22 protein-coding genes are annotated in these 21,015 nt (G+C 73.2%); 5 read left to right on the forward strand and 17 right to left on the reverse strand.

Features of this window, described 5'->3' with window-relative positions; translation table 11 throughout:
* Positions 1 to 19: 19 nt before the first annotated feature.
* The 4 genes from rplW to rpsJ are packed head-to-tail and all read right to left on the reverse strand — an operon-like array spanning position 20 to position 2,043.
* A complete protein-coding gene (gene rplW / locus JOF54_RS07490; protein ID WP_210054393.1) occupies positions 20 to 328 on the reverse strand; it encodes a 50S ribosomal protein L23 in 309 nt (102 codons plus the stop codon).
* Positions 325 to 1,050 carry a 50S ribosomal protein L4 gene (gene rplD, locus JOF54_RS07495; RefSeq protein ID WP_210054395.1) on the reverse strand — a complete coding sequence of 242 codons (726 nt, stop codon included), beginning with the start codon at positions 1,048 to 1,050 and terminating at the stop codon, positions 325 to 327. Before rplD ends, rplW begins: the two co-directional genes overlap by 4 nt.
* On the reverse strand, positions 1,047 to 1,721 hold the full coding sequence (gene rplC, locus JOF54_RS07500; protein ID WP_210054398.1) for a 50S ribosomal protein L3: 675 nt from the start codon (positions 1,719 to 1,721) through the stop codon (positions 1,047 to 1,049). The genes rplD and rplC overlap by 4 nt, the downstream gene beginning before the upstream one ends.
* Before the next feature lie 13 nt (positions 1,722 to 1,734).
* A complete protein-coding gene (gene rpsJ / locus JOF54_RS07505) occupies positions 1,735 to 2,043 on the reverse strand; it encodes a 30S ribosomal protein S10 (RefSeq protein WP_091414454.1) in 309 nt (102 codons plus the stop codon).
* Between the two features lie 506 nt (positions 2,044 to 2,549).
* Between rpsJ and JOF54_RS07510 the strand changes: the two genes are divergently transcribed.
* Together JOF54_RS07510 and treY are read left to right on the forward strand one after the other, a co-directional pair.
* A complete protein-coding gene (locus tag JOF54_RS07510; protein WP_245359328.1) occupies positions 2,550 to 3,926 on the forward strand; it encodes a gamma-glutamyltransferase in 1,377 nt (458 codons plus the stop codon).
* A 42-nt stretch (positions 3,927 to 3,968) separates the two neighbouring features.
* Positions 3,969 to 6,230: a malto-oligosyltrehalose synthase gene (treY, locus tag JOF54_RS07515; protein WP_210054402.1), complete on the forward strand. Its 2,262-nt coding sequence runs from the start codon at positions 3,969 to 3,971 to the stop codon at positions 6,228 to 6,230.
* 212 nt (positions 6,231 to 6,442) lie between these two features.
* Here the strand turns inward: treY and JOF54_RS07520 are convergent, their stop codons facing one another.
* The 13 genes from JOF54_RS07520 to JOF54_RS07580 form a co-directional block, all read right to left on the reverse strand.
* On the reverse strand, positions 6,443 to 7,219 hold the full coding sequence (locus JOF54_RS07520) for an amino acid ABC transporter ATP-binding protein (protein WP_281073345.1): 777 nt from the start codon (positions 7,217 to 7,219) through the stop codon (positions 6,443 to 6,445).
* The gene (locus JOF54_RS07525; protein ID WP_210054404.1) at positions 7,216 to 8,706 is read right to left on the reverse strand and encodes an ABC transporter substrate-binding protein/permease; all 1,491 of its coding nucleotides are present in this window, start codon (positions 8,704 to 8,706) and stop codon (positions 7,216 to 7,218) included. The genes JOF54_RS07520 and JOF54_RS07525 overlap by 4 nt, the downstream gene beginning before the upstream one ends.
* Positions 8,707 to 8,761: 55 nt before the next feature.
* Entirely contained in the window at positions 8,762 to 9,472 is a 711-nt protein-coding gene (locus tag JOF54_RS07530) for a GNAT family N-acetyltransferase (RefSeq protein ID WP_210054407.1), read from the reverse strand.
* Positions 9,473 to 9,588: 116 nt separating this feature from the next.
* A complete protein-coding gene (gene tuf, locus JOF54_RS07535; RefSeq protein WP_210054410.1) occupies positions 9,589 to 10,782 on the reverse strand; it encodes an elongation factor Tu in 1,194 nt (397 codons plus the stop codon).
* Between the two features lie 193 nt (positions 10,783 to 10,975).
* Positions 10,976 to 13,078, reverse strand: coding sequence for an elongation factor G (gene fusA / locus JOF54_RS07540; RefSeq protein WP_210054412.1), 2,103 nt, complete (start codon positions 13,076 to 13,078; stop codon positions 10,976 to 10,978).
* Between the two features lie 102 nt (positions 13,079 to 13,180).
* Positions 13,181 to 13,651: a 30S ribosomal protein S7 gene (gene rpsG, locus JOF54_RS07545; protein ID WP_210054414.1), complete on the reverse strand. Its 471-nt coding sequence runs from the start codon at positions 13,649 to 13,651 to the stop codon at positions 13,181 to 13,183.
* Positions 13,651 to 14,022 (reverse strand): 30S ribosomal protein S12, encoded by a 372-nt coding sequence (gene rpsL, locus JOF54_RS07550; protein WP_091414459.1) that lies wholly within the window; start codon positions 14,020 to 14,022, stop codon positions 13,651 to 13,653. The genes rpsG and rpsL overlap by 1 nt, the downstream gene beginning before the upstream one ends.
* Before the next feature lie 312 nt (positions 14,023 to 14,334).
* On the reverse strand, positions 14,335 to 15,003 hold the full coding sequence (locus JOF54_RS07555) for an MOSC domain-containing protein (protein WP_210054416.1): 669 nt from the start codon (positions 15,001 to 15,003) through the stop codon (positions 14,335 to 14,337).
* Positions 15,004 to 15,058: 55 nt separating this feature from the next.
* Entirely contained in the window at positions 15,059 to 15,484 is a 426-nt protein-coding gene (locus tag JOF54_RS07560; protein WP_210054418.1) for a hypothetical protein, read from the reverse strand.
* Positions 15,485 to 15,493: 9 nt separating this feature from the next.
* Entirely contained in the window at positions 15,494 to 16,579 is a 1,086-nt protein-coding gene (locus tag JOF54_RS07565) for a sulfate/molybdate ABC transporter ATP-binding protein (protein ID WP_307803939.1), read from the reverse strand.
* The gene (locus JOF54_RS07570; RefSeq protein WP_307803940.1) at positions 16,576 to 17,394 is read right to left on the reverse strand and encodes an ABC transporter permease; all 819 of its coding nucleotides are present in this window, start codon (positions 17,392 to 17,394) and stop codon (positions 16,576 to 16,578) included. The genes JOF54_RS07565 and JOF54_RS07570 overlap by 4 nt, the downstream gene beginning before the upstream one ends.
* Positions 17,391 to 18,164, reverse strand: coding sequence for a molybdate ABC transporter substrate-binding protein (modA, locus tag JOF54_RS07575; protein ID WP_210054420.1), 774 nt, complete (start codon positions 18,162 to 18,164; stop codon positions 17,391 to 17,393). The genes JOF54_RS07570 and modA overlap by 4 nt, the downstream gene beginning before the upstream one ends.
* The gene (locus JOF54_RS07580) at positions 18,161 to 18,559 is read right to left on the reverse strand and encodes a TOBE domain-containing protein (protein ID WP_210054421.1); all 399 of its coding nucleotides are present in this window, start codon (positions 18,557 to 18,559) and stop codon (positions 18,161 to 18,163) included. Before JOF54_RS07580 ends, modA begins: the two co-directional genes overlap by 4 nt.
* Positions 18,560 to 18,658: 99 nt before the next feature.
* Here JOF54_RS07580 and JOF54_RS07585 point away from each other — a divergent pair, with 99 nt between their 5' ends.
* The 3 genes from JOF54_RS07585 to JOF54_RS07595 all read left to right on the forward strand — a co-directional run bounded on the left by JOF54_RS07585 (position 18,659) and on the right by JOF54_RS07595 (position 21,004).
* Positions 18,659 to 19,195 carry an AAA family ATPase gene (locus tag JOF54_RS07585; protein WP_307803941.1) on the forward strand — a complete coding sequence of 179 codons (537 nt, stop codon included), beginning with the start codon at positions 18,659 to 18,661 and terminating at the stop codon, positions 19,193 to 19,195.
* Positions 19,196 to 19,256: 61 nt separating this feature from the next.
* Entirely contained in the window at positions 19,257 to 20,207 is a 951-nt protein-coding gene (locus tag JOF54_RS07590) for an ATP-binding cassette domain-containing protein (RefSeq protein WP_210054423.1), read from the forward strand.
* Complete coding sequence (locus JOF54_RS07595; RefSeq protein WP_210054425.1) at positions 20,204 to 21,004, forward strand: ABC transporter permease; 801 nt, start codon at positions 20,204 to 20,206, stop codon at positions 21,002 to 21,004. Before JOF54_RS07590 ends, JOF54_RS07595 begins: the two co-directional genes overlap by 4 nt.
* Positions 21,005 to 21,015: the final 11 nt, after the last annotated feature.

Genomic DNA, 21,015 nt, shown 5'->3' on the forward strand with positions numbered 1-21,015 from the left:
GTCTGTTCCTTACCTGTCCTCAGCCTGCGGGTGCGGAGAAGATGTCGATCCGCTCGCCGTCGGCGACGGAGACGATGGCCCGCTTGGTGTCGGGACGCTTCCCGACGCCGGCCCGCGTGCGGCGCTTCTTGCCGGTCCGGTTCAGCGTGTTCACGCCGGTGACCTTGACCTTGAAGACGGCCTCGACGGCGATCTTGATCTCGGTCTTGTTCGCGTCGGGGGCGACGAGGAACGTGTACTTGTTCTCGTCGAGCAGCCCGTAGCTCTTCTCGCTCACCACGGGGGCGAGCAGGATGTCGCGGTGGTCGCGGATCTTGACGTTGGTCACTGGACCTCTCCTTCGGCGAGCTCGGCGTCAGCGCCGGTCAGGGCGTCGGCCTCGGAGGCGGTGGCGACGGCCTTGGCCGAACGGCCCTTGGCCGGCCCCGCCACGTAGGCGTCGAGCGCCGCGGCGGTGAAGACGACCTCGTCGTTGACGAGCACGTCGTAGGCGTTCAGCTGGTCGACGGCGATCGCGTGCACGTCGGCCGCGTTGCGCAGGCTCAGCCAGGCCAGGTCGTCGTCACGGTGGAGGACGACGAGCACCTTCGGGCTGGAGGCCACGGTGGCGAGCGCGGCGATCGCGGTCTTGGTGGAGGGCACGTCGCCCAGCACCAGGTCGGCGACCACGTGCACCCGGCCGTCACGGGCCCGGTCCGACAGCGCGCCGCGGAGGGCGGCGGCGATCATCTTCTTGGGCGTCCGCTGGGCGTAGCCGTGCGGCTGCGGGCCGTGCACGACGCCACCGCCGACGAACTGCGGCGCACGGGTCGAGCCCTGGCGGGCGCGGCCGGTGCCCTTCTGGCGGTACGGCTTCTTGCCACCACCGCGCACGTCGGCGCGGGTCTTGGTGGCGTGGGTGCCCTGACGGGCGGCGGCCAGCTGGGCCACCACGACCTGGTGGATCAGCGGCACGTTGGCGGTGACGTCGAACAGCTCGGCGGGCAGGTCGGTCGTGCCGGCCTTCGCGCCGCTGGCGTCCAGGACGTCGACAGTGCGGGTCTCGCTCATGCGGGGTCTCCCTTCTTGGCCGCGCTGCGCAGGACGACCAGGCCGCCCTTGGCGCCCGGGATCGCCCCCTTGATGAGGATCAGGCCGCGCTCGGCGTCGACGGCGTGCACGGTGAGGTTCTGCACGGTGACGCGCTCGACACCCATCCGGCCGGCCATCTTCATGCCCTTGAACACACGACCGGGGGTGGCGCAGCCGCCGATGGAACCGGGCGAGCGGTGCTTGCGGTGCACACCGTGCGAGGCGCGCAGACCGTGGAAGCCGTGCCGCTTCATGACGCCGGCGGTGCCCTTGCCCTTGCTGACGCCGGTCACGTCCACGACCTCGTCGGCGGCGAAGACCTCAGCGGTCAGCTCCTGCCCGAGGGTGAACTCGGTGGCGTCGGTGGTGCGGATCTCGACGAGGTGCTTGCGGGGGGTGACCCCGGCCTTCTCGAAGTGACCGGCCGACGGCTTGGTGACCTGCTTGGCCTTGATGGCGCCGAAGCCCAGCTGCACGGCCCCGTAGCCGTTCACGTCGGGGGTGCGGACCTGGGTGACGACGCAGGGACCGGCCTGGACGACGGTGACCGGGACGACGCGGTTGTTCGCGTCCCACAGCTGCGTCATGCCGAGCTTGGTGCCCAGCAGGCCCTTGACCTTGCGGTCGGAGATGACAGAAGGAGTGCTCATGGTTCTTTCGTCCTCAGAGCTTGATCTCGATGTCGACGCCCGCGGGCAGGTCGAGACGCATCAGAGAGTCAACGGTCTTGGGGGTCGGGTCGATGATGTCGATCAGACGCTTGTGCGTCCGCATCTCGAAGTGCTCCCGGCTGTCCTTGTACTTGTGGGGAGAACGGATCACGCAGAACACGTTCTTCTCGGTCGGGAGCGGCACCGGCCCGGCGACCTGGGCACCCGTGCGCGTCACCGTGTCCACGATCTTGCGCGCGGAGGAGTCGATGACCTCGTGGTCATAGGCCTTGAGCCTGATGCGGATCTTTTGTCCCGCCACAGTTCGTCCTTACGTCTCAGTACATCCGGCATTGAAGTCCTGCACTTGCTCCCACCCCCGCGGTCGGGCGTGTCGGGCGCCTTCCGGCGCACGGCTCCCCGCAGTTCCCTGCGGTGGGGGGTGACCTGGGCGATCCGGGGACCGCCCTCCCCGGTCCGGAGGACCAGGAGGTCGGAGGCTGTCGGGGCACTGCTCCCCACCCCGGCCGTCCGAAGACGTCCTCAGGCGTGGCGCACCCCGGCGAACCTGCCAAAGCAACCTGGCAATCTTGTCAGACACGGGCGGTGAGATCAAATCTGGGCCGCACCCATCCCGCCTCGCGGGCCAGCGGGCCCGCCCCGGCCGGGGCTCCGCCCGGGACGACGTCCACCGGGCTGCGCCCAGCATAGGCCCTCGCGGGTCGTCGCGGCGGCGGAGCACGCTGGTGCCGTCGCCCGCGGTCGCGGACCACGGGACGGCGGCCGGGGCTCCGCCGGCGCCGGCACCCCTACGCTGACCCGGTGCGGATGAGGGCCGGGGTGGCCGCGGGCCACCCCTCGACGACGGCGGCCGGCCTGGCGACCCTGCGGGCAGGCGGCAGCGCCGTCGACGCCGCGGTGGCCATGATGCTGGTCAGCTGCGCGGCCGAGACCATCTTCACCGGCCTCAGCGGGGGCGGCTTCGCCACCGTCGTCGACACGGCCGGCGAGGTCACCTGCGTCGACTTCTTCGTCGCGGTCCCCGGGCTGGACGGCACCTCCCCCGGCGCCGGCACCGCGATCGAGGTCAGCTTCGTCGGCCAGCCCATGCCGTACGAGATCGGCCCGGCGACCGTGGCCGTGCCCGGGGTCCCCGCCGGCGCGCACCACCTGTGGCGGCGCTGGGGCCGGTTGCCCTGGGCCGACGTCGTCGCCCCCGGCCTGGCCGCCTCCCACGGCACCCCCTTCCCGCTCACCCACGCGGTGCTGCTGCCGGTGATCGCGCCCGCCATGTGCGTCGGCGACGGCCTGCAGGTCTACCGCCGGCCCGACGGCACCCTCCTCCAGGCGGGCGACCGGCTGGCCCACCCCGACCACCACCACGCCTACCGGCTGCTGGCGCAGGACCCGGAGGCCTTCTACCGCGGCGCCTACGCCGACGCGCTGGTCGCGGCGGTCGCCGACGGCGGCGCGCTGAGCGCGGCGGACCTGGCCGCCTACCGGGTGGTCGAGACCCGTCCCCGGCAGGCCCGCTTCGACGAGGTCACCGTGCACGCGCGTGGCGACGACCTCGACGACCTGCTCACCACCCTGGCCCGGGCGGCGGGCACCGTCCCCGGCGACCCGACGACGGACCCGGCCTCGGCCCTCGGCCTGGTGGAGGCGTTGCGCGGCCCCGACCGCCGGGCGGAGACCACCAACGTCGTCGCCGTGGACGCCGACGGGGGCGCCTGCGCGCTGACGACGAGCCTCGGCCTCGGCTCCGGGGTCTGGGTGCCGGGGTTCGGCGTGCACCTCAACTCGATGCTGGGCGAGGGCGAGCTGATCCGGGAGAGCCTCGACCCCGGCCTGCGGATGGGCTCGATGATGTCGCCGCTCGTGGCGCTGGACGCCGAGGGCGCGCCCGTGGCCGTCGCCGGCGCCGCCGGGGGCAGCCGGATCCGGCCGGCGCTGCTGCAGGTGCTGGTGCGGATGCTCCGCGGCGCCTCCCCCCAGGAGGCGATCGACGCCCCCCGGCTCAACGCCCTCCCCGACCTCGTGCGGGCCGAGCCCGGCTTCAGCCCGGCCGTCCTGGCGGCGCTCGGCGAGCGGGACCCCGTCGCCGTCGCGGCCTCGCGCGACCCCTACTTCGGCGGGGTCTCGGCGCTGAGCCCGCTCGGCGGCGGCGCCGACCCGCGGCGCAGCGGCTCGGTCGCCCTGCTCTGAGCCGGTCCGGGCGCCCCGTCACCGCCCTCTAGGGTTTCCGGTGTGACCCCTACGGCGCCTGCCTCCACCTACCGTCTCCAGGTCCAGCGCGACTTCACCCTCGCCGACGCGACCGCCCTCCTCGACCACCTGGCCGACCTCGGCGTCGGCGCGGTGTACCTGTCGCCGCTGCTCCGCTCCACCACCGGCTCCGCGCACGGCTACGACACCGTTGACGTGACCGAGGTCGACCCCGACCGCGGGGGCGAGGAGGGCCTGCGGGCGCTCTTCGCGGCCGCGGAGGCGGCCGGCCTGGGCGTCGTCGTCGACATCGTGCCCAACCACCTCGGCGTCGAGGTGCCCGCCGAGAACCCGGCCTGGTGGGACGTCCTCCAGCACGGCCGCGACGCCGCTCACGCGTCCTGGTTCGACATCGACTGGAGCCGGCCGCGGCTGCTGCTGCCGGTGCTCGGGGACGACGCCGAGCTCACCGTGCAGGACGGCGAGCTGCGCTACTACGACCACCGCTTCCCGCTGGCCCCCGGCAGCTGGTCCGAGGGCGAGGACGCCGCCACGGTGCACGACCGGCAGCACTACGAGCTGGTGCACTGGTCGCGGGGCAACACCGACCTGGGCTACCGCCGGTTCTTCGCCGTGACCACCCTGGCCGGGGTGCGGCAGGAGGACGAGGCCGTCTTCGACGCCACCCACGTCAAGGTCCGCGAGTGGGTGGAGCGCGGGGTGACCGGCCTGCGGATCGACCACCCGGACGGTCTCGTCGATCCCGGGGAGTACCTCCGCCGGCTGCGCGCGCTGGCGCCGGACCAGTGGATCACCGTGGAGAAGATCCTCGAGCCCGGCGAGCAGCTGCCGGCCGACTGGCCGGTGGAGGGCACGACAGGCTACGACGCCATGCGCGAGGTCAACGGGCTGTTCGTCGACCCCGGCCACGAGCACGAGCTGACCGCGCTCTACCAGCGGCTCACCGGGGACGAGCGCAACATCGCCGAGCACGTCGAGGCGGGCAAGCGGATGGTCGTCACCGAGCTGCTGGTCGCCGAGATCCGGCGGATGGCGGCGCTGGTGCCCGACGTCGAGGACGCGGAGGCGGCGATCGCCGAGGTGGCCGTGGCCTTCGCCGTCTACCGCTCCTACCTCCCCGACGGCGTGGCCGACCTCGACCACGCCCTGGCCCTGGCCGCCCGCCGGCGCCCGCAGCTGCGCGAGGCGCTCGACGCCCTCAGCCCGCGGCTGCACGACGGCGACGACGAGCTGGCCCGCCGGATGCAGCAGCTGAGCGGCGCGACCATGGCCAAGGGCACCGAGGACACCGCCTTCTACCGCTACGCCCGCTTCGTCGCGCTCAACGAGGTCGGCGCCGACCCCGACGAGCTGGGCATCGACCTCGAGGCCTTCCACGCCGCGCAGGTGGCCCGCCAGGAGCGCCAGCCCCGGTCGATGACCGGGCTCAGCACCCACGACACCAAGCGTGGCGAGGACGTCCGCGCGCGGCTGGCCGTGCTCGCCGAGATCCCCCAGGCCTGGGGCGAGTTCGCCGAGCAGTTCCTCGCCGCCACCGCCGTCCCCCGCCCGGCGTTCGGCTACTTCCTGGCCCAGACGCTGGTGGGCGCCGGACCGGTGGAGCGGGAGCGGATGCACGCCTACGCCGAGAAGGCGATGCGCGAGGCGAGCGACGGCACCACCTACACCGACGTCGACGAGGCCTACGAGGCGGCCGTGCACGCCGCCGTCGACGCCGCCTACGACGAGCCGCAGCTGCGCGCCGCGTGGGACGACCTCGTCGCCGCCGTCACCCCGCACGGCTGGACCAACGCGCTGGGCCAGAAGCTCGTGCAGCTGACGATGCCGGGGGTCCCCGACGTCTACCAGGGCACCGAGCTGTGGGACGACTCGCTGGTGGACCCCGACAACCGGCGTCCGGTCGACTTCGACCGGCGCCGCGCGCTGCTGGCCGAGGTGCGGCAGAGCCACCCGGGCGTCGACGGCACGGGGGCGGCCAAGCTGTGGGTCACCACCCAGGCCCTGCACGCCCGGCGCGAGCACCCGGAGCTGTTCACCGGCTACACGCCGCTGCACGCCACCGGCCCGGCCGCTCACCACCTGGTGGCCTTCGACCGCGGCGGGGCGCTCACCCTGGCCACCCGGCTGCCCCTCGGGCTCGCCGCCGCCGGCGGCTGGCTGGACACGACGCTCACCCTGCCCGGGCGCGTGGTCGACGAGCTGACGGGTCGGGAGCACGAGGGCACGGTGCAGGTCGCCGACGTCCTGGACCGCTACCCCGTCGCGCTGCTGCTGCCGGCCTGAGCCGGTTGCCCGCTCACCGCGGCCTGAGCCTGTCGAGGGCCCTTCGACAGGCTCAGGGCGCGGGGCCGGCCAGGGCGCCGGGAGTCCGCCCTTCGACGGGCTCAGGGCGCGGGGTCGGCCAGGGCGCCGGGAGTCCGCCCTTCGACGGGCTCAGGGCGCGGGGTCGGTCAGGGCGCGGAGCGGCCCCTCGCCAGGCTCGGGGCTCGGCCGGGTCAGATCGGGTCGAGGATGCGCTTGAGGAAAGTGCGGGTGCGGTCCTGCTGCGGGTCGGTGAGCACCTGGGCGGGTGCGCCCCGCTCCAGCACGACGCCGCCGTCGAGGAACAGCACCTGGTCGGCCACCGAGCGGGCGAAGCGGATCTCGTGGGTGACGACGACCATCGTCCAGCCCTCGCCGGCCAGGTCCTGCATGACCGCGAGGACCTCCCCCACCAGCTCAGGGTCCAGCGCCGAGGTGGGCTCGTCGAACAGCATGAGCTCCGGCCGCTGGGCCAGGGCCCGGGCAATGCCCACCCGCTGCTGCTGGCCGCCGGAGAGCTCGAAGGGTCGCTGCTCGGCCTTGGCCGCCAGCCCCACCCGGTCCAGCAGGCCGAGGGCCTCGGTGCGGACCTCCTCGGCCGGCCGGCGCTGCACCACCCGCGGGCCGATCATCACGTTCTCCAGCACGGTGAGGTGCGGGAACAGGTTGTAGGACTGGAACACCATCGCGCTCTGGCCGCGCAGCCGGGCCAGCGCCCGCTTGTCGGGGCGGGACGCGAACTCGGTTGCGACGTCGCCGATCCGCACGGAGCCCTGCTCGGGCACCTCCAGCCCGTTGAGCGAGCGCAGCACCGTCGTCTTGCCCGAGCCCGAGGGGCCGATCAGCACCGTCACCGTGCCGGCGCCGGCGGTGAAGTCGACGCCCTGGAGGACCTCGTTGTCCCCGAAGCGCTTGTGCAGGTCGGCCACCTCGACCAGCGGCCGGGCGTCCTGCGGGGTGGGGTCGCTCATCGGCTGACGCCCCTCTCGAGTCGGTGCTCCAGGCGTTGCTGGCCGAAGGACAGCACGAGGCAGATCAGCCAGTAGTAGAGCGCGGCCACCCCGTAGAGGGCGAAGAACTGGAAGGTGGGCGCCGCCGCGACCTGCGCCACCCGGAGCAGCTCGGTGACCAGCACCACGGAGGCGAGCGAGGTGTCCTTGACCAGCGAGATGAGGGTGTTGGACAGCGGCGGCACGGCGGTCCGCGCCGCCTGCGGCAGGATCACCCGGCGCAGCGTCGTCGTGTAGCCCATGCCGATCGTCGACGCCGCCTCCCACTGGCCGCGCGGCACCGACAGGATCGCCGAGCGGATCACCTCGGCCGCGTAGCCGCCGACGTTAAGGCTGAAGGCGATGACGGCCGCGGTGAACGGGTTGAAGGTGAGCCCGAGCCCGGGCAGGCCGTAGAAGATGAGGAACAGCTGCACCAGCAGCGGGGTGCCGCGGATCAGCGAGATGTAGACCCGGGCCACCTGCGCGAGCACCGGCACCGACGAGAGCCGCATGAGCGCCACCACCAGCGCGATGGCCAGCCCGACGACGAAGCTGATCACCGTCAGCGGGATGGTGGCCTTGACCGCCGCCAGCGCCATCGGCCCCGCCGAGGCCTTGACCAGCTCCCAGGTCGTCTGCGTCACCACCGGCTGCTGGCTGGGCTGGGCCGCGTCGGCCGTGCCGGTCGAGACGTCCTCGCCGAAGTACCTGTCGGAGATCGACGCCAGGGTGCCGTCGGCGCTCAGGTCGGCCAGCGCGCCGTTGACGGCGTCGCGCAGCTCGGTGTCGTCCTGGCGCATGGCGAGCACCTGCTCGCTGGTGTCCCCGGTCTCGGCGGCCACCTTCACCGCGGTGTCGCCGGTGGTCGTGAAGTACTCCAGCGCGGCCAGGTTGTCGTTGACGGTGGCGTCCACCCGCTGCTGCTTGACCAGGGTGACCGCCTGGGTGAAGCCCTCGACGGCCTCCACCTCCGCCCCGGCCTCCTCGGCCACGCCGGCCCAGTTGCTGGTGGAGCTCTGGGCCGTCGTCTTGCCCCGGAGGTCGGCCAGGCCGGTGATCGAGTCGTCGTCGGCGCGGGTGATGATCACGCCCTGGGAGTAGGTGTAGCCCTGGGACAGCGCGTACTGGGCCTCACGCTCCGGGTTGCGGGTCACCTGGTTGGCCACGACGTCGAAGCGGTCGGAGACCAGGCTGGCGAACAGCGCGTCGAAGGGCGCCTCGACGAACTCGGGCTCCGCGCCGAGCTTCCCGGCGACGGCGGTGATGACCTCGACGTCGTAGCCGGTCAGCGCGCCCGTCGTCGGGTCGTGGTAGCTGAACGGGGTGTAGGTGCCCTCGGTGCCGACCCGCAGCACCCCCGAGTCGCGGACCTCGTCCAGCGTGGACCGCGGCGCCCCGGCCGAGCAGGCCGCGGCCAGCCAGAGCACCGCCAGCAGGGCCACGAGGCGGGCGGTCGTGCGGCGCATGGGGCTCCCTGGGTGGTCGGCGTCCCGCTCACCCTAGACCGGCCCGCCGACAGCGCTAGCCGAGCGTGACGGTGCTCTGCTCCCCCGCCGCCGCGAAGCCGAGCCTGCGGGCCACCCGGCGGGAGGCCGCGTTGTCGGTGCGGGCCCGCCACTGCGCCACCAGCCCGACGTCCAGGGCGTCGTTGAGGGCCAGCGCGGCCGCGACGGTGCCCCAGCCGCTCCCGCGCAGCTCCGGGGGCGTCAGCACCCCGAGGTGGCCCAGCAGGCCCTGCCACTCGTCGTAGCCGGCCCCCGACGTCGGCTGGTCGCGGTCGTCGAGGGTGACGAACAGCCGGCCCATCTCCGCCAGCCCGACCTCGCGGACGTCGTCGGGCGGGCAGGCCCGCTCCAGGGCCGCGGCCGCCGCCGGCGCGTCGTCCACCGGCACGTCCTCGAGGGCGACCGAGCCGGGCACGGACGGCTCGGCGTAGCGGTCGGTGAAGCCGAGCACCGCGTGCCCGACGAGCCGGGCCGGGTGGCCGGCGCAGGTGCGCAGCAGGGTGCCGGGGTCGACGAGGGCGGCCGGGTCGGCGTCGGCGGTGCGGTCGTGGAACCAGCCCGGACCGCGCACGACCCAGGTGTCCCAGAGCCGCACCACCATCGCGTCGTCCGCCGTGTCGGAGCGGACGACGCGGACCGGGTTCGCCGCGGGGTCGAGGGTGTCGTCCGGCAGGCCCAGGAGCCGGGACCAGGCGAGCCGGACGATGGCCTGGGTGTTCGCTTCCACCCGGCGATGGTAGGCGGACGCGACGGGGGCCACCGGGCCCCGGGGACGACGAAGGCCCCGGACCGTGAGGTCCGGGGCCTGCGTGCGGTTGGTCAGCGGTCAGCTGACCGGGTGGGTCACTTGAGGATCTTGGTGACCCGGCCGGCGCCGACGGTCCGGCCACCCTCGCGGATGGCGAACTTCAGCTCCTCCTCCATGGCGATGGGCTGGATGAGCTGCACGGACATGTCCGTGTTGTCACCCGGCATGACCATGTCGGTGCCCTCGGGGAGGTTCACCACACCGGTCACGTCCGTCGTCCGGAAGTAGAACTGCGGGCGGTAGTTGTTGAAGAACGGCGTGTGACGGCCGCCCTCCTCCTTCGAGAGGATGTAGACGCGCGCCTCGAAGTCGGTGTGCGGGGTGGTCGTGCCCGGCTTGATCACGACCATGCCGCGCTCGACGTCCTCGCGCTTGGTGCCGCGGAGCAGGAGGCCGACGTTCTCGCCCGCCTGGCCCTCGTCGAGCAGCTTGCGGAACATCTCCACGCCGGTGACCGTGGTGGTCTGCTTCGTGGTGCGGATGCCGATGATGTCGACGGTCTCGTTGACCTTGACGACACCGCGCTCGATGCGGCCGGTGATGACGGTGCCACGACCGGTGATCGTGAAGACGTCCTCGACGGGCATCAGGAACGGCTTGTCGATCTCGCGCTCGGGCTGCGGGATGAAGGTGTCGACCGCGCCCATGAGCTCCATGATCGCGTCGGCCCACTTCTCGTCGCCGTTCAGCGCCGGGAACGCAGCCACGCGGACCACGGGGGTCTCGTCGCCGTCGAACTCGTACTCGCTGAGCAGCTCGCGGACCTCGAGCTCGACGAGCTCCAGGATCTCCTCGTCGTCGACCATGTCGCACTTGTTCAGCGCGACGACGATCGCCGGCACGCCGACCTGGCGGGCGAGCAGCACGTGCTCGCGCGTCTGGGGCATGGGGCCGTCGGTGGCGGCGACCACGAGGATCGCGCCGTCCATCTGGGCCGCACCGGTGATCATGTTCTTGATGTAGTCGGCGTGACCGGGGCAGTCGACGTGGGCGTAGTGCCGCGACTCGGTCTGGTACTCGACGTGCGCGATCGAGATCGTGATGCCGCGCTGACGCTCTTCGGGCGCCTTGTCGATCTGGTCGAAGGCCGACGCCTGGTTGAGGGTCGGGTACTTGTCGTGCAGCACCTTGGTGATCGCCGCGGTCAGCGTGGTCTTGCCGTGGTCGATGTGCCCGATGGTGCCGATGTTGACGTGCGGCTTAGTCCGCTCGAACTTGGCCTTGGCCACTGGGGCTCCTTCTGGATTCCTCGCCTCGCGCTCGCGGGGCGACTACGGATTGCTGGTCTGTGCTGACCGGGTTGTGCCGGTCAATTCTGGGGCCGGGGGCAGGCTCAGTCAAAACGGGGGTCTCGACCGGGCCCGTCCGGACCGGGGTACCAGGGGGACGAGCCCCCCGGTCAGCCCCGGACCGGAACGACGATCACTCGCCGCGGGCCTTCTGGATGATCTCGTCCGAGACCGACTTCGGCGTCTCGGCGTAGGAGTGGAACTCCATCGAGTACGACGCCTGGCCGGACGTCTTCGACCGGAGGTCGCCGACGTAGCCGAACATCTCCGACAGCGGCACCAGGGCCTCGACGACCTTGTTGCCGTGGACGTCGTTCATGGCCTGGATCTGCCCGCGGCGGGAGTTCAGGTCACCGATGACGGTGCCCATGTAGTCCTCCGGGGTGGTCACCTCGACGGCCATCACCGGCTCCAGCAGAGCGGGGTCGGCGCGGCGGGCGGCCTCCTTGAAGACCATCGAGCCGGCGATCTTGAACGCGAGCTCGGAGGAGTCCACGTCGTGGTAGGCGCCGTCCTGCAGCGTCACCTTGATGTCCTCCACCGCGTACCCGGCCAGCACGCCGAACTGCATGGCGTCCTGGATGCCGTTGTCCACCGCGGGGATGTACTCCTTGGGGATGCGGCCACCGGTGACGGCGTTCACGAACTCGTACCCAGAACCCGGCTCCAGCGGCTCGAGGTCGATGATCACGCGGGCGTACTGGCCCGAGCCACCCGACTGCTTCTTGTGGGTGTACTCGATCTTCTGCACGGGGCGGCGCAGCGTCTCGCGGTAGGCCACCTGCGGCTTGCCGATGTTGGCCTCGACGCGGAACTCGCGCTTCATCCGGTCGATCAGCACCTCGAGGTGCAGCTCGCCCATGCCGGCGATGATGGTCTGGCCGGTCTCGTCGTCGGTGTGGACCCGGAAGGTCGGGTCCTCCTCCGCGAGCCGCTGGATGGCGACACCCAGCTTCTCCTGGTCGGACTTCGTCTTCGGCTCGATGGCCTGCTCGATGACCGGCGCGGGGAAGTCCATGGACTCCAGCACGACGGGGTTCGCCTGGTCGGACAGCGTCTCGCCCGTGGTGGTGTCCTTCAGACCCATCACCGCGACGATCTGGCCGGCGCCGACGCTGGCGATCTCCTCACGCTTGTTCGCGTGCATCTGGTAGATCTTCCCGATCCGCTCCTTGCGGCCCTTGGTGCTGTTCAGCACCGTGGAGCCGGCCTCGAGCTTGCCCGAGTAGAGGCGGATGTAGGTGAGCCGGCCCAGGTGAGGGTCCGCGGCGATCTTGAACGCGAGCGCGGAGAACGGGTCGCTGTCGTCGGGGTGCCGCTCGATGACGGTCGACTCGTCGCCGGGCTTGAACCCGTCGATGGCCGGCACGTCCAGCGGGGACGGCAGGTAGGCGATGACCGCGTCGAGCAGGGGCTGGACGCCCTTGTTCTTGAACGCGCTGCCGCAGAGCACGGCGGTGATCTTGGAGGAGAGCACGGCGCGACGGATCGCGGCGTCGATGAGGTCGGGCGTCATGGCCGCCTCGTCCTCGGCCAGGTAGGCCTCCATCAGCGTGTCGTCGTACTCGGCGACCAGCTCGATGAGGTCGGCGTGGGCCTGCTCGGCCTGCTCGCGCATGTCGGCCGGGATCTCCTCGACCGTGTAGTCCTCGCCGATCGTGGTCTCGCCGCGCCACGTGAGGGCACGCATGCGGACGACGTCGACGACGCCGAGGAAGCCGCCCTCGGAGCCGATCGGCAGCTGCAGGATGGCCGGGATGGCCATCAGGCGGCTCTTGATCGTGGAGACGCAGAAGTCGAAGCTCGCGCCCGTGCGGTCCAGCTTGTTGATGAAGCAGATGCGCGGGACCTTGTAGCGGTCGGCCTGGCGCCACACGGTCTGGCTCTGCGGCTCGACGCCGGCCACGCCGTCGAAGACGGCGACGGCACCGTCGAGGACGCGGAGCGAACGCTCCACCTCGACGGTGAAGTCCACGTGGCCGGGCGTGTCGATGATGTTGATCTGGGTGTCGTGCCAGTGGCAGGTCGTCGCGGCGGACGTGATCGTGATGCCGCGCTCCTGCTCCTGCTCCATCCAGTCCATCGTCGCCGCACCCTCGTGCACTTCACCGATCTTGTAGTTGATGCCGGTGTAGAACAGGATGCGCTCGGTCGTGGTCGTCTTACCGGCATCGATGTGGGCCATGATGCCGATGTTGCGGACCTTGGACAGGTCAGTCTTGATGTCGACAGCCATCGCGGCGTCTTCAACCTCTCGTTCGGGAGTGGTCCGACCTGTCCGTGCCGGGCGGGGTGGTGACCCCGCCGGCGGAGAGACCGGGTAGTGGTGCTGGGTGGGTTACCAGCGGTAGTGGGCGAAGGCCTTGTTGGCCTCAGCCATCTTGTGCGTGTCCTCGCGGCGCTTCACGGCGGCACCGAGGCCGTTGGAGGCGTCGAGGATCTCGTTCATGAGGCGCTCGGACATCGTCTTCTCGCGGCGGGCGCGGGCGAAGCTGACCAGCCAGCGCATCGCGAGGGTCGTCGCGCGGTTCGGCTTGACCTCGATCGGCACCTGGTAGGTCGCACCGCCGACGCGGCGGCTCTTGACCTCCAGCGCCGGGCGGACGTTGTCCAGCGCGCGCTTCAGGGTCTGGACGGGGTCCACACCGGTCTTGGTGCGGGTGCCGTCGAGCGCGGTGTAGACGATGCCCTGGGCGATCGTCTTCTTGCCGTCGACGAGGATCTTGCTCACCAGCTGGGTGACCAGCGGGGAGCCGTAGACCGGGTCGACCGGGAGCGGACGCTTCGGGGCGGGGCCCTTGCGAGGCATTACTTCTCCTTCTTCGCGCCGTAGCGGCTGCGAGCCTGCTTGCGGTTCTTCACGCCCTGCGTGTCGAGCGAGCCGCGGATGATCTTGTAGCGGACGCCGGGCAGGTCCTTCACGCGACCGCCGCGGACGAGCACCATCGAGTGCTCCTGCAGGTTGTGGCCGACGCCGGGGATGTAGGCCGTGACCTCGACCCCGGAGGAGAGGCGGACACGCGCCACCTTGCGCAGAGCGGAGTTCGGCTTCTTGGGGGTGGTGGTGTACACGCGGGTGCACACACCGCGACGCTGGGGCGAACCCTTGAGCGCCGGCGTCTTGTTCTTGCTCACCTTGTCCGCCCGGCCCTTGCGGACCAACTGCTGAATTGTGGGCACTGCGTCCTATCTCTTTCTCTTGGGCTGCGCGGAGCGCGGCACTGACTCACTGCCATGGCTGGAACTGCGGGGAGCGGGTTCCCAGCGACGCTGGGGAGCCCGCCGTGCGCGCTCGGCCACGTCGCAAGACACTCGGGGCACGCACGAGAGGTCGGGCAAGCCCGAACACAAGGATCTAGGCTACCCGGCGCACTCCGAGCGGTCAAAAGAACCTGACCCTGCACCGGTCGCCTCCGCCCACGGCGGAGCCACGCCGGGGTGCACGAGGTGCAACCGGGGCGGGGGTCGCGGTATTCCGGGCCGTCGGCGGGCTCAGTCGAGGACGACGAGGCGGCGCTCGCGGGCCGCCTCGGCGATCTCGGGCTCGAGGTCGTCGCCGGCGGCGAGCAGCTGCGGGAGCAGGTCGCGCTCGGTGGTGGTGGCCCGGAACACGAGGGCGGCGGTGACGTCGTGCTCGGGCCGGTGCACCACCGTGACCTCGTCGCCCGCGCGGACGGCGCCGGGCACCACGACGCTGAGGTAGGTGCCCGGGCGGCCGGCGGCGACGAAGGTCTTGGCCCACGCCCGCTCCCCCATCCAGCCGCGGAAGGTCGCGCAGGGGATGCGGGGCGAGGTGACCTGCAGCCGGAGGGTGTCGCCCATCTGCCAGACCTCGCCGACGCGGGCCTCGTTGACGTCCATCCCGGTGGTGGTGAGGTTCTCCCCGAAGAAGCCGTTCGGGAGCTCGCGGCCCAGCCGCTCGGCCCAGGCGTCGAGGTCCTCGCGCTGGAAGGCGTAGACGGCCTGCAGGTCCCCGCCGTGGTGCTGCGTGTCGCCCACGAAGTCCCCGACCAGGCCGCTGCCCAGGCCGCCCCGCTTGGGCCCGGGCGCGCGCACCTCGACGGGGCCGTCGACGGGCCGCTTGCCGATCCCCGTCGACTTCGCGGACTTGTACGGGTTCGGCTCGGCGCGGCCGACGTTGACGGAGAGGATCTGACCCACCGGCCCAGGGTAGGCGACCGGGCCCGTCCGGCCCTCCGGGTTTCCGGCGCCGGCCTCAGTGCCCGGTGAGGCGGCGGTAGCGGCCGTCGAGCAGCGGTCGCCGGCCGTCGGCGGCCTCCCGGGTGACCGCCAGCTCCAGGGCGTCGCCGTCGCCGGTGACCCGGAGCCGGCGGCCGTCACCGGTCAGCACCAGGCCGGCGGCGTCGAGGCTCCCGGCCAGGACGGCCGGCGGGCCGCCCGCGGAGTCGAAGAGCCAGCCGGTGACCGCGTCGTGGGCGCCGGCCCGCAGGACGCCGTGCGCGGTGAGCTCGGCGCCGTCGGCCCGCACGCTGCGGTAGTCCGCGACCACGGCGGTGCCCCCGACGTCGAGGTGCAGCACCAGCGAGGCGCGGGCCGTCGTCGTCGACCCGTCCGCAGCGGTCAGCCGCTCCAGGCCCGTCCAGGTGCCCAGCAGCGGCAGGGAGGAGGCGGCCAGGTCCACGGGGCCACGCTACGGGCCGGCCGCGGGGCCGTCGGGGTAGACGGTCACGTCGGACGCCTTGACCGCCGCCCAGACCGGCGACCCGGGCCGCAGGTCCAGCTCGGCCACCGCGGCCGGGGTGACCTCGGCGAGGATGCTGCTCCCCGCGTCCGGGGCCCCGGCCACCTCGACGCGGACGCCGGCGCCGTGCGGCTCGAGACCGGTCACCCGGCCCGCCCACAGGTTGCGGGGCGAGCCCTCGGGCCGCGCGGTGAACAGCGCGACGGCGGCCGGGCGGAAGGCGGCGCGGACCGGGCCGCCGACGACGTCGGGGCCGTGCACCCGTCCCCCGCCGGGCAGCCGGACGACGCCGTCGACGCCGTCGCCCCCCAGCAGGTTGAGCCCGACCAGCCGGGCGACGTAGTCGGTGCGCGGGCGCGCGGCCACGGCGGCCGGGGTGCCGGTCTGCACCACCCGGCCGTCCTCGACGACCACCAGCCGGTCGGCCAGCACGGCCGCGTCGACGGGGTCGTGGGTGACGACGACGGCCGCACCGCCGAACGCCTGCAGGTGCCGGCGCAGCTCGCCGCGGACGAGCAGCCGGGTGCGTACGTCGAGGGCCGCCAGCGGCTCGTCCAGGAGCAGCAGACCGGGCCCGGGGGCCAGCGCCCGGGCCAGCGCGACGCGCTGCGCCTGCCCGCCGGACAGGGTGCGGGGCCGGGCCGCGGCCAGCGCGGCCAGCCCCACCCGCTCGAGCCAGCCGGCGGCGACCGCGCGCGCCTCCGCGCGGGGACGGCCGCGGGCCGTCAGCCCGAAGGCGACGTTGTCGAGCACCGACAGGTGCGGGAAGAGCAGGTAGTCCTGGAAGACGACGCCGACGCCCCGCTCGTGGGCCGGCCGGTGCAGCCGGGTGGCGGCGTCGGCCAGCACACGGCCGTCGAGCTCCACCCGGCCCTCGTCCAGGGCCAGCAGGCCGGCCAGGGCGCGCAGGGCCGTCGACTTCCCGGCCCCGTTCGGCCCCACCAGGGCCACCACCTCCCCGGGGGCGGCGGCGAGGTCCACGTCGAGGCGGAAGCCCGGGCGCTCGACGACGAGCCGGGCCGCCAGCCCGCTCACCACCGGGCGGTCCAGCGGTCGCGGAGCAGCGCCAGCACGGCGACCGAGACCGCCAGCAGCAGCACCGAGAGCAGCAGCGCCGCGCCCGGGTCGGTCTCCAGCGCGAGGTAGACCTCGAGCGGCATGGTGCGGGTGGTGCCGGGGAAGCTGCCGGCGAAGGTGATGGTGGCGCCGAACTCCCCCAGCGCCCGCGCCCAGGCCAGCACGGCCCCGGCCGCGATCCCCGGCCCCACCAGGGGCAGGGTGACGCGGCGGAAGACCGTCACGGGCCGGGCGCCCAGCGTGGCGGCGGCCTCCTCGTAGCGCCGGTCGGCGCCGCGCAGCGCCCCCTCGACGGCCAGCACCAGGTAGGGCAGGGCCACGAAGACCTGGGCCAGCACCACCGCGTAGGGGGTGAAGGGGAACGCGAAGCCGGTGAGAGCGTGCAGCGGCCGGCCGACCAGACCGGACCGGCCCAGCACGGTGAAGAGCGCGACCCCGCCGACGACGGGCGGGAGCACCAGCGGCACGGTGACCAGCGCCCGGAGCACCGGCCCGCCGCGCAGCCCGGGCCGTGCGAGCAGCCAGGCGAGCGGGACCCCCAGGACGAGCGCCAGGGCGGTCGAGGCGGTGGCGGTGACCAGGGAGAGCCGGAGGGCCTGCAGGGCCCCGCCGGACGTCAGCAGGGAGCCAGCCTGGCCCCATGGGGCGCGCAGGACCAGGCCGACGAGCGGGCCGAGCAGGAAGAGCAGGGCCACGGCAGCGGGCAGCCCGAGCACCCACGGCACCCGGCCCCGGACGTCGGCGGTCCGGGGCGTTCCGCCGGTCCGGGTCACGGCGGGCCGAAGCCGGCGCCGGCCAGCACCTGCTGACCGGGGGCCGACCGCACCAGGTCGACGAAGGCGCGGGCCGTGACCGGGTTGCGGCTGGCGGTCAGCACGGCGACGGGGTAGCGGTTGGGCGCGTCGGCGGCCTCCGGCACGGGGATCCCCTCGACGCCGTCGCCCGCGGCGCGGACGTCGGTGGTGTAGACCAGGCCGGCGTCGACCTCGTCGGCCGTCACCTTCTGCAGGACGGCCTTGACGTCGGACTCCAGGGTGTCGGGCGCCGCCGTCACCCCGGCCGCGCGCAGCACCTGCTCCGCGCCCGCACCGCAGGGCACCTGGGGGGCGCAGAGGGCGACCCGCAGGTCCGGGTCCGCGAGGTCCGCGAGGCCGCGCACCCCGCCGGGGTTGCCGGGCGGGACGGCGATCTCGAGGGTGTTGGTGGCGACGTCGACCGGGTCGGCGGCGGCCCCCGCGTCGGTGACGGTGGCCATGGTGGCGGTGCTCGCGGCGGCGAGGACGTCGGCGGGCGCACCCTGCACCGCTTGCGCGGCGAGCGTCGCGCTGGAGCCGAAGGAGAAGGTGACGGTGGTCCCCGGGTGGGCGGCCTCGAACTGCTCGCCGAGGGTGGTGAAGGCCTCGGTGAGCGAGGCGGCGGCGAGGACGGTGACGGTCCCGGACGGCGCCTCGCCGGCGGCCGGCGCCGGGGCGTCCGGGGCGCAGGCGGTGAGCGGCAGGGTCAGGGCGAGGGCCAGCAGGGCCGCGCGGCGCTGGGGGCTCACGGGCGCTCCGGGACCTCGACGACGACGTGCGTGGACTTGACCGAGGCCACCGCCAGCACGCCCGGTTCCAGCCCCAGCTCGGTGGCGGCCTCGGCCGACATCAGCGAGACGACCCGGAACGGGCCGCACTGCAGGTCGACCTGGGCCATCACGGTGTCCTTCACCACCCGGGTGACCAGCCCGGTGAGCCGGTTGCGGGCACTCGCCGCGACGGGGCTGCCCAGCTCGGGTGCGGTGGCCACCTGCTGGGCGAGGGCGGCGAGGTCGCGGCCCTCCACCTGGACCGGCCCGGGCCCCTCGACCGCCCGCAGCCGCCCGGACTCCACCCACCGCCGGACGGTGTCGTCGGAGACGCCGAGGAGGGCGGCGGCGTGGGCGATGCGGTAGCGGGGCACGGGGGCAGCGTAGTACCGCAGGTGCGGTCCTGCAGGCCGTAGATCACCGCAGCTGCGTAATCCTGGGCATCCGGCGCCCCGCCCGTGCAGGATGGTCCCGTGAGCGCGGAGCAGGGCAGGGTCATCGTCATCACCGGGGCGATGGCGGCCGGCAAGTCGACGGTGGCCGAGCTGCTGGCCCGCCGGCTGCCGCGCTCGGTGCACATCCGGGGCGACGTCTTCCGCAAGATGGTCGTCAACGGACGGGCCGACATGACGCCCCAGGCCGACCCGGAGGCCACCGCCCAGCTGCAGCTGCGCTACGAGCTGGCCGCCCGGACCGCCGACCGGTACGCCGCCGCCGGCTTCGACGCCGTGGTCCAGGACGTCATCATCGGCACCGAGCTCGAGCACTTCGTCGAGCGCATCACCACGCCCCGGCGCCACCTCGTCGTGCTCTCGCCCAGCGTGTCCGCCCTGGAGTGGCGGGAGGAGCAGCGGGCGAAGTCGGGCTACGTGCACTTCTCCCCCGGCGCCCTCGACGAGGTGCTCCGCCGCGAGACCGCGCAGATCGGCTACTGGCTGGACTCCAGCGCGCAGACCCCCGACGAGACCGTCGAGGACATCCTCACCCACCTGGACCGCGCGGCCGTCTGAGCCCGCACCTCCTGACGCCGACGCCGGGGTTTCTGTCGGCGGCCTCCGCTACTGTCCGCGCATGGACCTAGCGATCGAGGCGCACGGCCTCGTCAAGCGCTACAAGAGCTTCACCGCCCTGGGCGGGGTGGACCTGGCCGTGCCCCGGGGCACCGTCCTCGGCCTGCTCGGCCCCAACGGCGCCGGGAAGACGACGACCGTCCGCTGCCTGACGACGCTGCTGCGCCCCGACGCCGGCTCGGCGAAGGTGGCCGGGGTCGACGTGCTGGCCGACCCGGGCGGCGTCCGCGAGCGGATCGGGCTGTCCGGCCAGTACTCGGCGGTCGACGAGTACCTGACGGGGATGGAGAACCTCGTCATGGTGGGCCGGCTCTACCACCTGGGCGGGGCGCGGAGCCGGGACCGGGCGCGCGAGCTGCTGCGCCAGTTCGGGCTGGAGGACGCGGCCGGCAAGCCCGCCAAGGCCTACTCGGGCGGCATGCGGCGCCGGCTCGACCTGGCGGCGGCGCTGGTCGCCGAGCCCGAGGTGCTGTTCCTCGACGAGCCGACGACGGGCCTCGACCCCCAGGGCCGCATCGACATCTGGGAGCTCATCGGGTCGCTGGTCGCCGGCGGCACGACGCTGCTGCTCACCACCCAGTACCTGGAGGAGGCCGACCGGCTGGCCGACGAGATCGTCGTCATCGACCACGGGCTGGTCATCGCCCAGGGCACCTCCGACGCGCTCAAGGCGCAGGTGGGCGGCGAGCGGCTGGAGCTCACGGTCTCGGTCCCCGACCAGCTGGAGACGGCGGTCTCCGTGCTCGGCGGGCTGGCGGCCGGCCCGGTGAGCGCCGATGCCCACACCCGGGGCGTCGTCGCCCCGGTCACGGGCGGGGCGGGCGTGCTGGTCGAGGCGCTCCGCCGGCTGGACGCCGCGGGCGTCACCGTCGACGACGTGGGGCTGCGGCGCCCGACGCTCGACGACGTGTTCCTGTCCCTGACCGGCCACGCCGCCGAGGAGGAGAAGTGAGCGTGCTCAGCTCGCTGGGCGACGGCCTGGTCGTCGCCCAGCGCAACCTCATCAAGATCCGCCGGGTCCCCGAGCTGCTGGTCTTCACCACGCTCTCGCCGATCATGTTCGTGCTGCTGTTCGCCTACGTCTTCGGCGGCGCGATCTCCGGTGGCGACCCGCAGCAGTACCGCGAGTTCCTCATCGCCGGCATCTTCGCCCAGACCGTCATCTTCGGGGCGACGACCACCGGCGCCGGGCTGGCCGACGACGTGCAGAAGGGCATCATCGACCGCTTCCGGTCGCTGCCGATGTCGCGGACGGCGGTGCTCACCGGCCGCACGCTCTCCGACGTCGTCAACAACGTCATCGTGCTGGTGGTGATGTCGCTGACGGGGCTGCTGGTCGGCTGGCGGATCCGGAGCTCGTTCCTCGACGCGCTGGCCGGCTACCTGGTGCTGCTGGTCTTCGCCTACGCCATCTCCTGGGTGATGGCCTTCGTCGGCCTGCTGGTGCCCAGCGTCGAGGTGGTGAACCAGGCGTCGTTCATCGTCATCTTCCCGATCACCTTCATCGCCAACACCTTCGTCCCCCTGGAGTCGCTGCCCGGCCCCCTGGAGGTCTTCGCGCAGTGGAACCCGGTCTCGGCCATCACCCTGGCCGCGCGGGAGCTGTTCGGCAACGACGCGCTCACCTCCCCCGCGACGGTCTGGCCGCTCCAGCACCCGGTCATCTACACCCTGATCTGGTCCGCCGTCGTCCTGGTGGTCTTCATCCCGCTCACCACCTGGCAGTTCCGCCGCGCCGCCAGCCGCTGACGACCCGGCGC

This window comes from Microlunatus capsulatus (assembly GCF_017876495.1).
GTDB lineage: Bacteria > Actinomycetota > Actinomycetes > Propionibacteriales > Propionibacteriaceae > Microlunatus > Microlunatus capsulatus.

Bases quoted from the DNA above. Each gene is read 5' to 3' on its own strand.
- rplC (WP_210054398.1), bottom strand. From the start codon at position 1,721: ATGAGCACTCCTTCTGTCATCTCCGACCGCAAGGTCAAGGGCCTGCTG.
- JOF54_RS07510 (WP_245359328.1), top strand. From the start codon at position 2,550: ATGAGGGCCGGGGTGGCCGCGGGCCACCCCTCGACGACGGCGGCCGGC.
- JOF54_RS07525 (WP_210054404.1), bottom strand. From the start codon at position 8,706: ATGCGCCGCACGACCGCCCGCCTCGTGGCCCTGCTGGCGGTGCTCTGG.
- rpsG (WP_210054414.1), bottom strand. From the start codon at position 13,651: ATGCCTCGCAAGGGCCCCGCCCCGAAGCGTCCGCTCCCGGTCGACCCG.
- rplD (WP_210054395.1), bottom strand. From the start codon at position 1,050: ATGAGCGAGACCCGCACTGTCGACGTCCTGGACGCCAGCGGCGCGAAG.
- JOF54_RS07520 (WP_281073345.1), bottom strand. From the start codon at position 7,219: ATGAGCGACCCCACCCCGCAGGACGCCCGGCCGCTGGTCGAGGTGGCC.
- fusA (WP_210054412.1), bottom strand. From the start codon at position 13,078: ATGGCTGTCGACATCAAGACTGACCTGTCCAAGGTCCGCAACATCGGC.
- JOF54_RS07590 (WP_210054423.1), top strand. From the start codon at position 19,257: ATGGACCTAGCGATCGAGGCGCACGGCCTCGTCAAGCGCTACAAGAGC.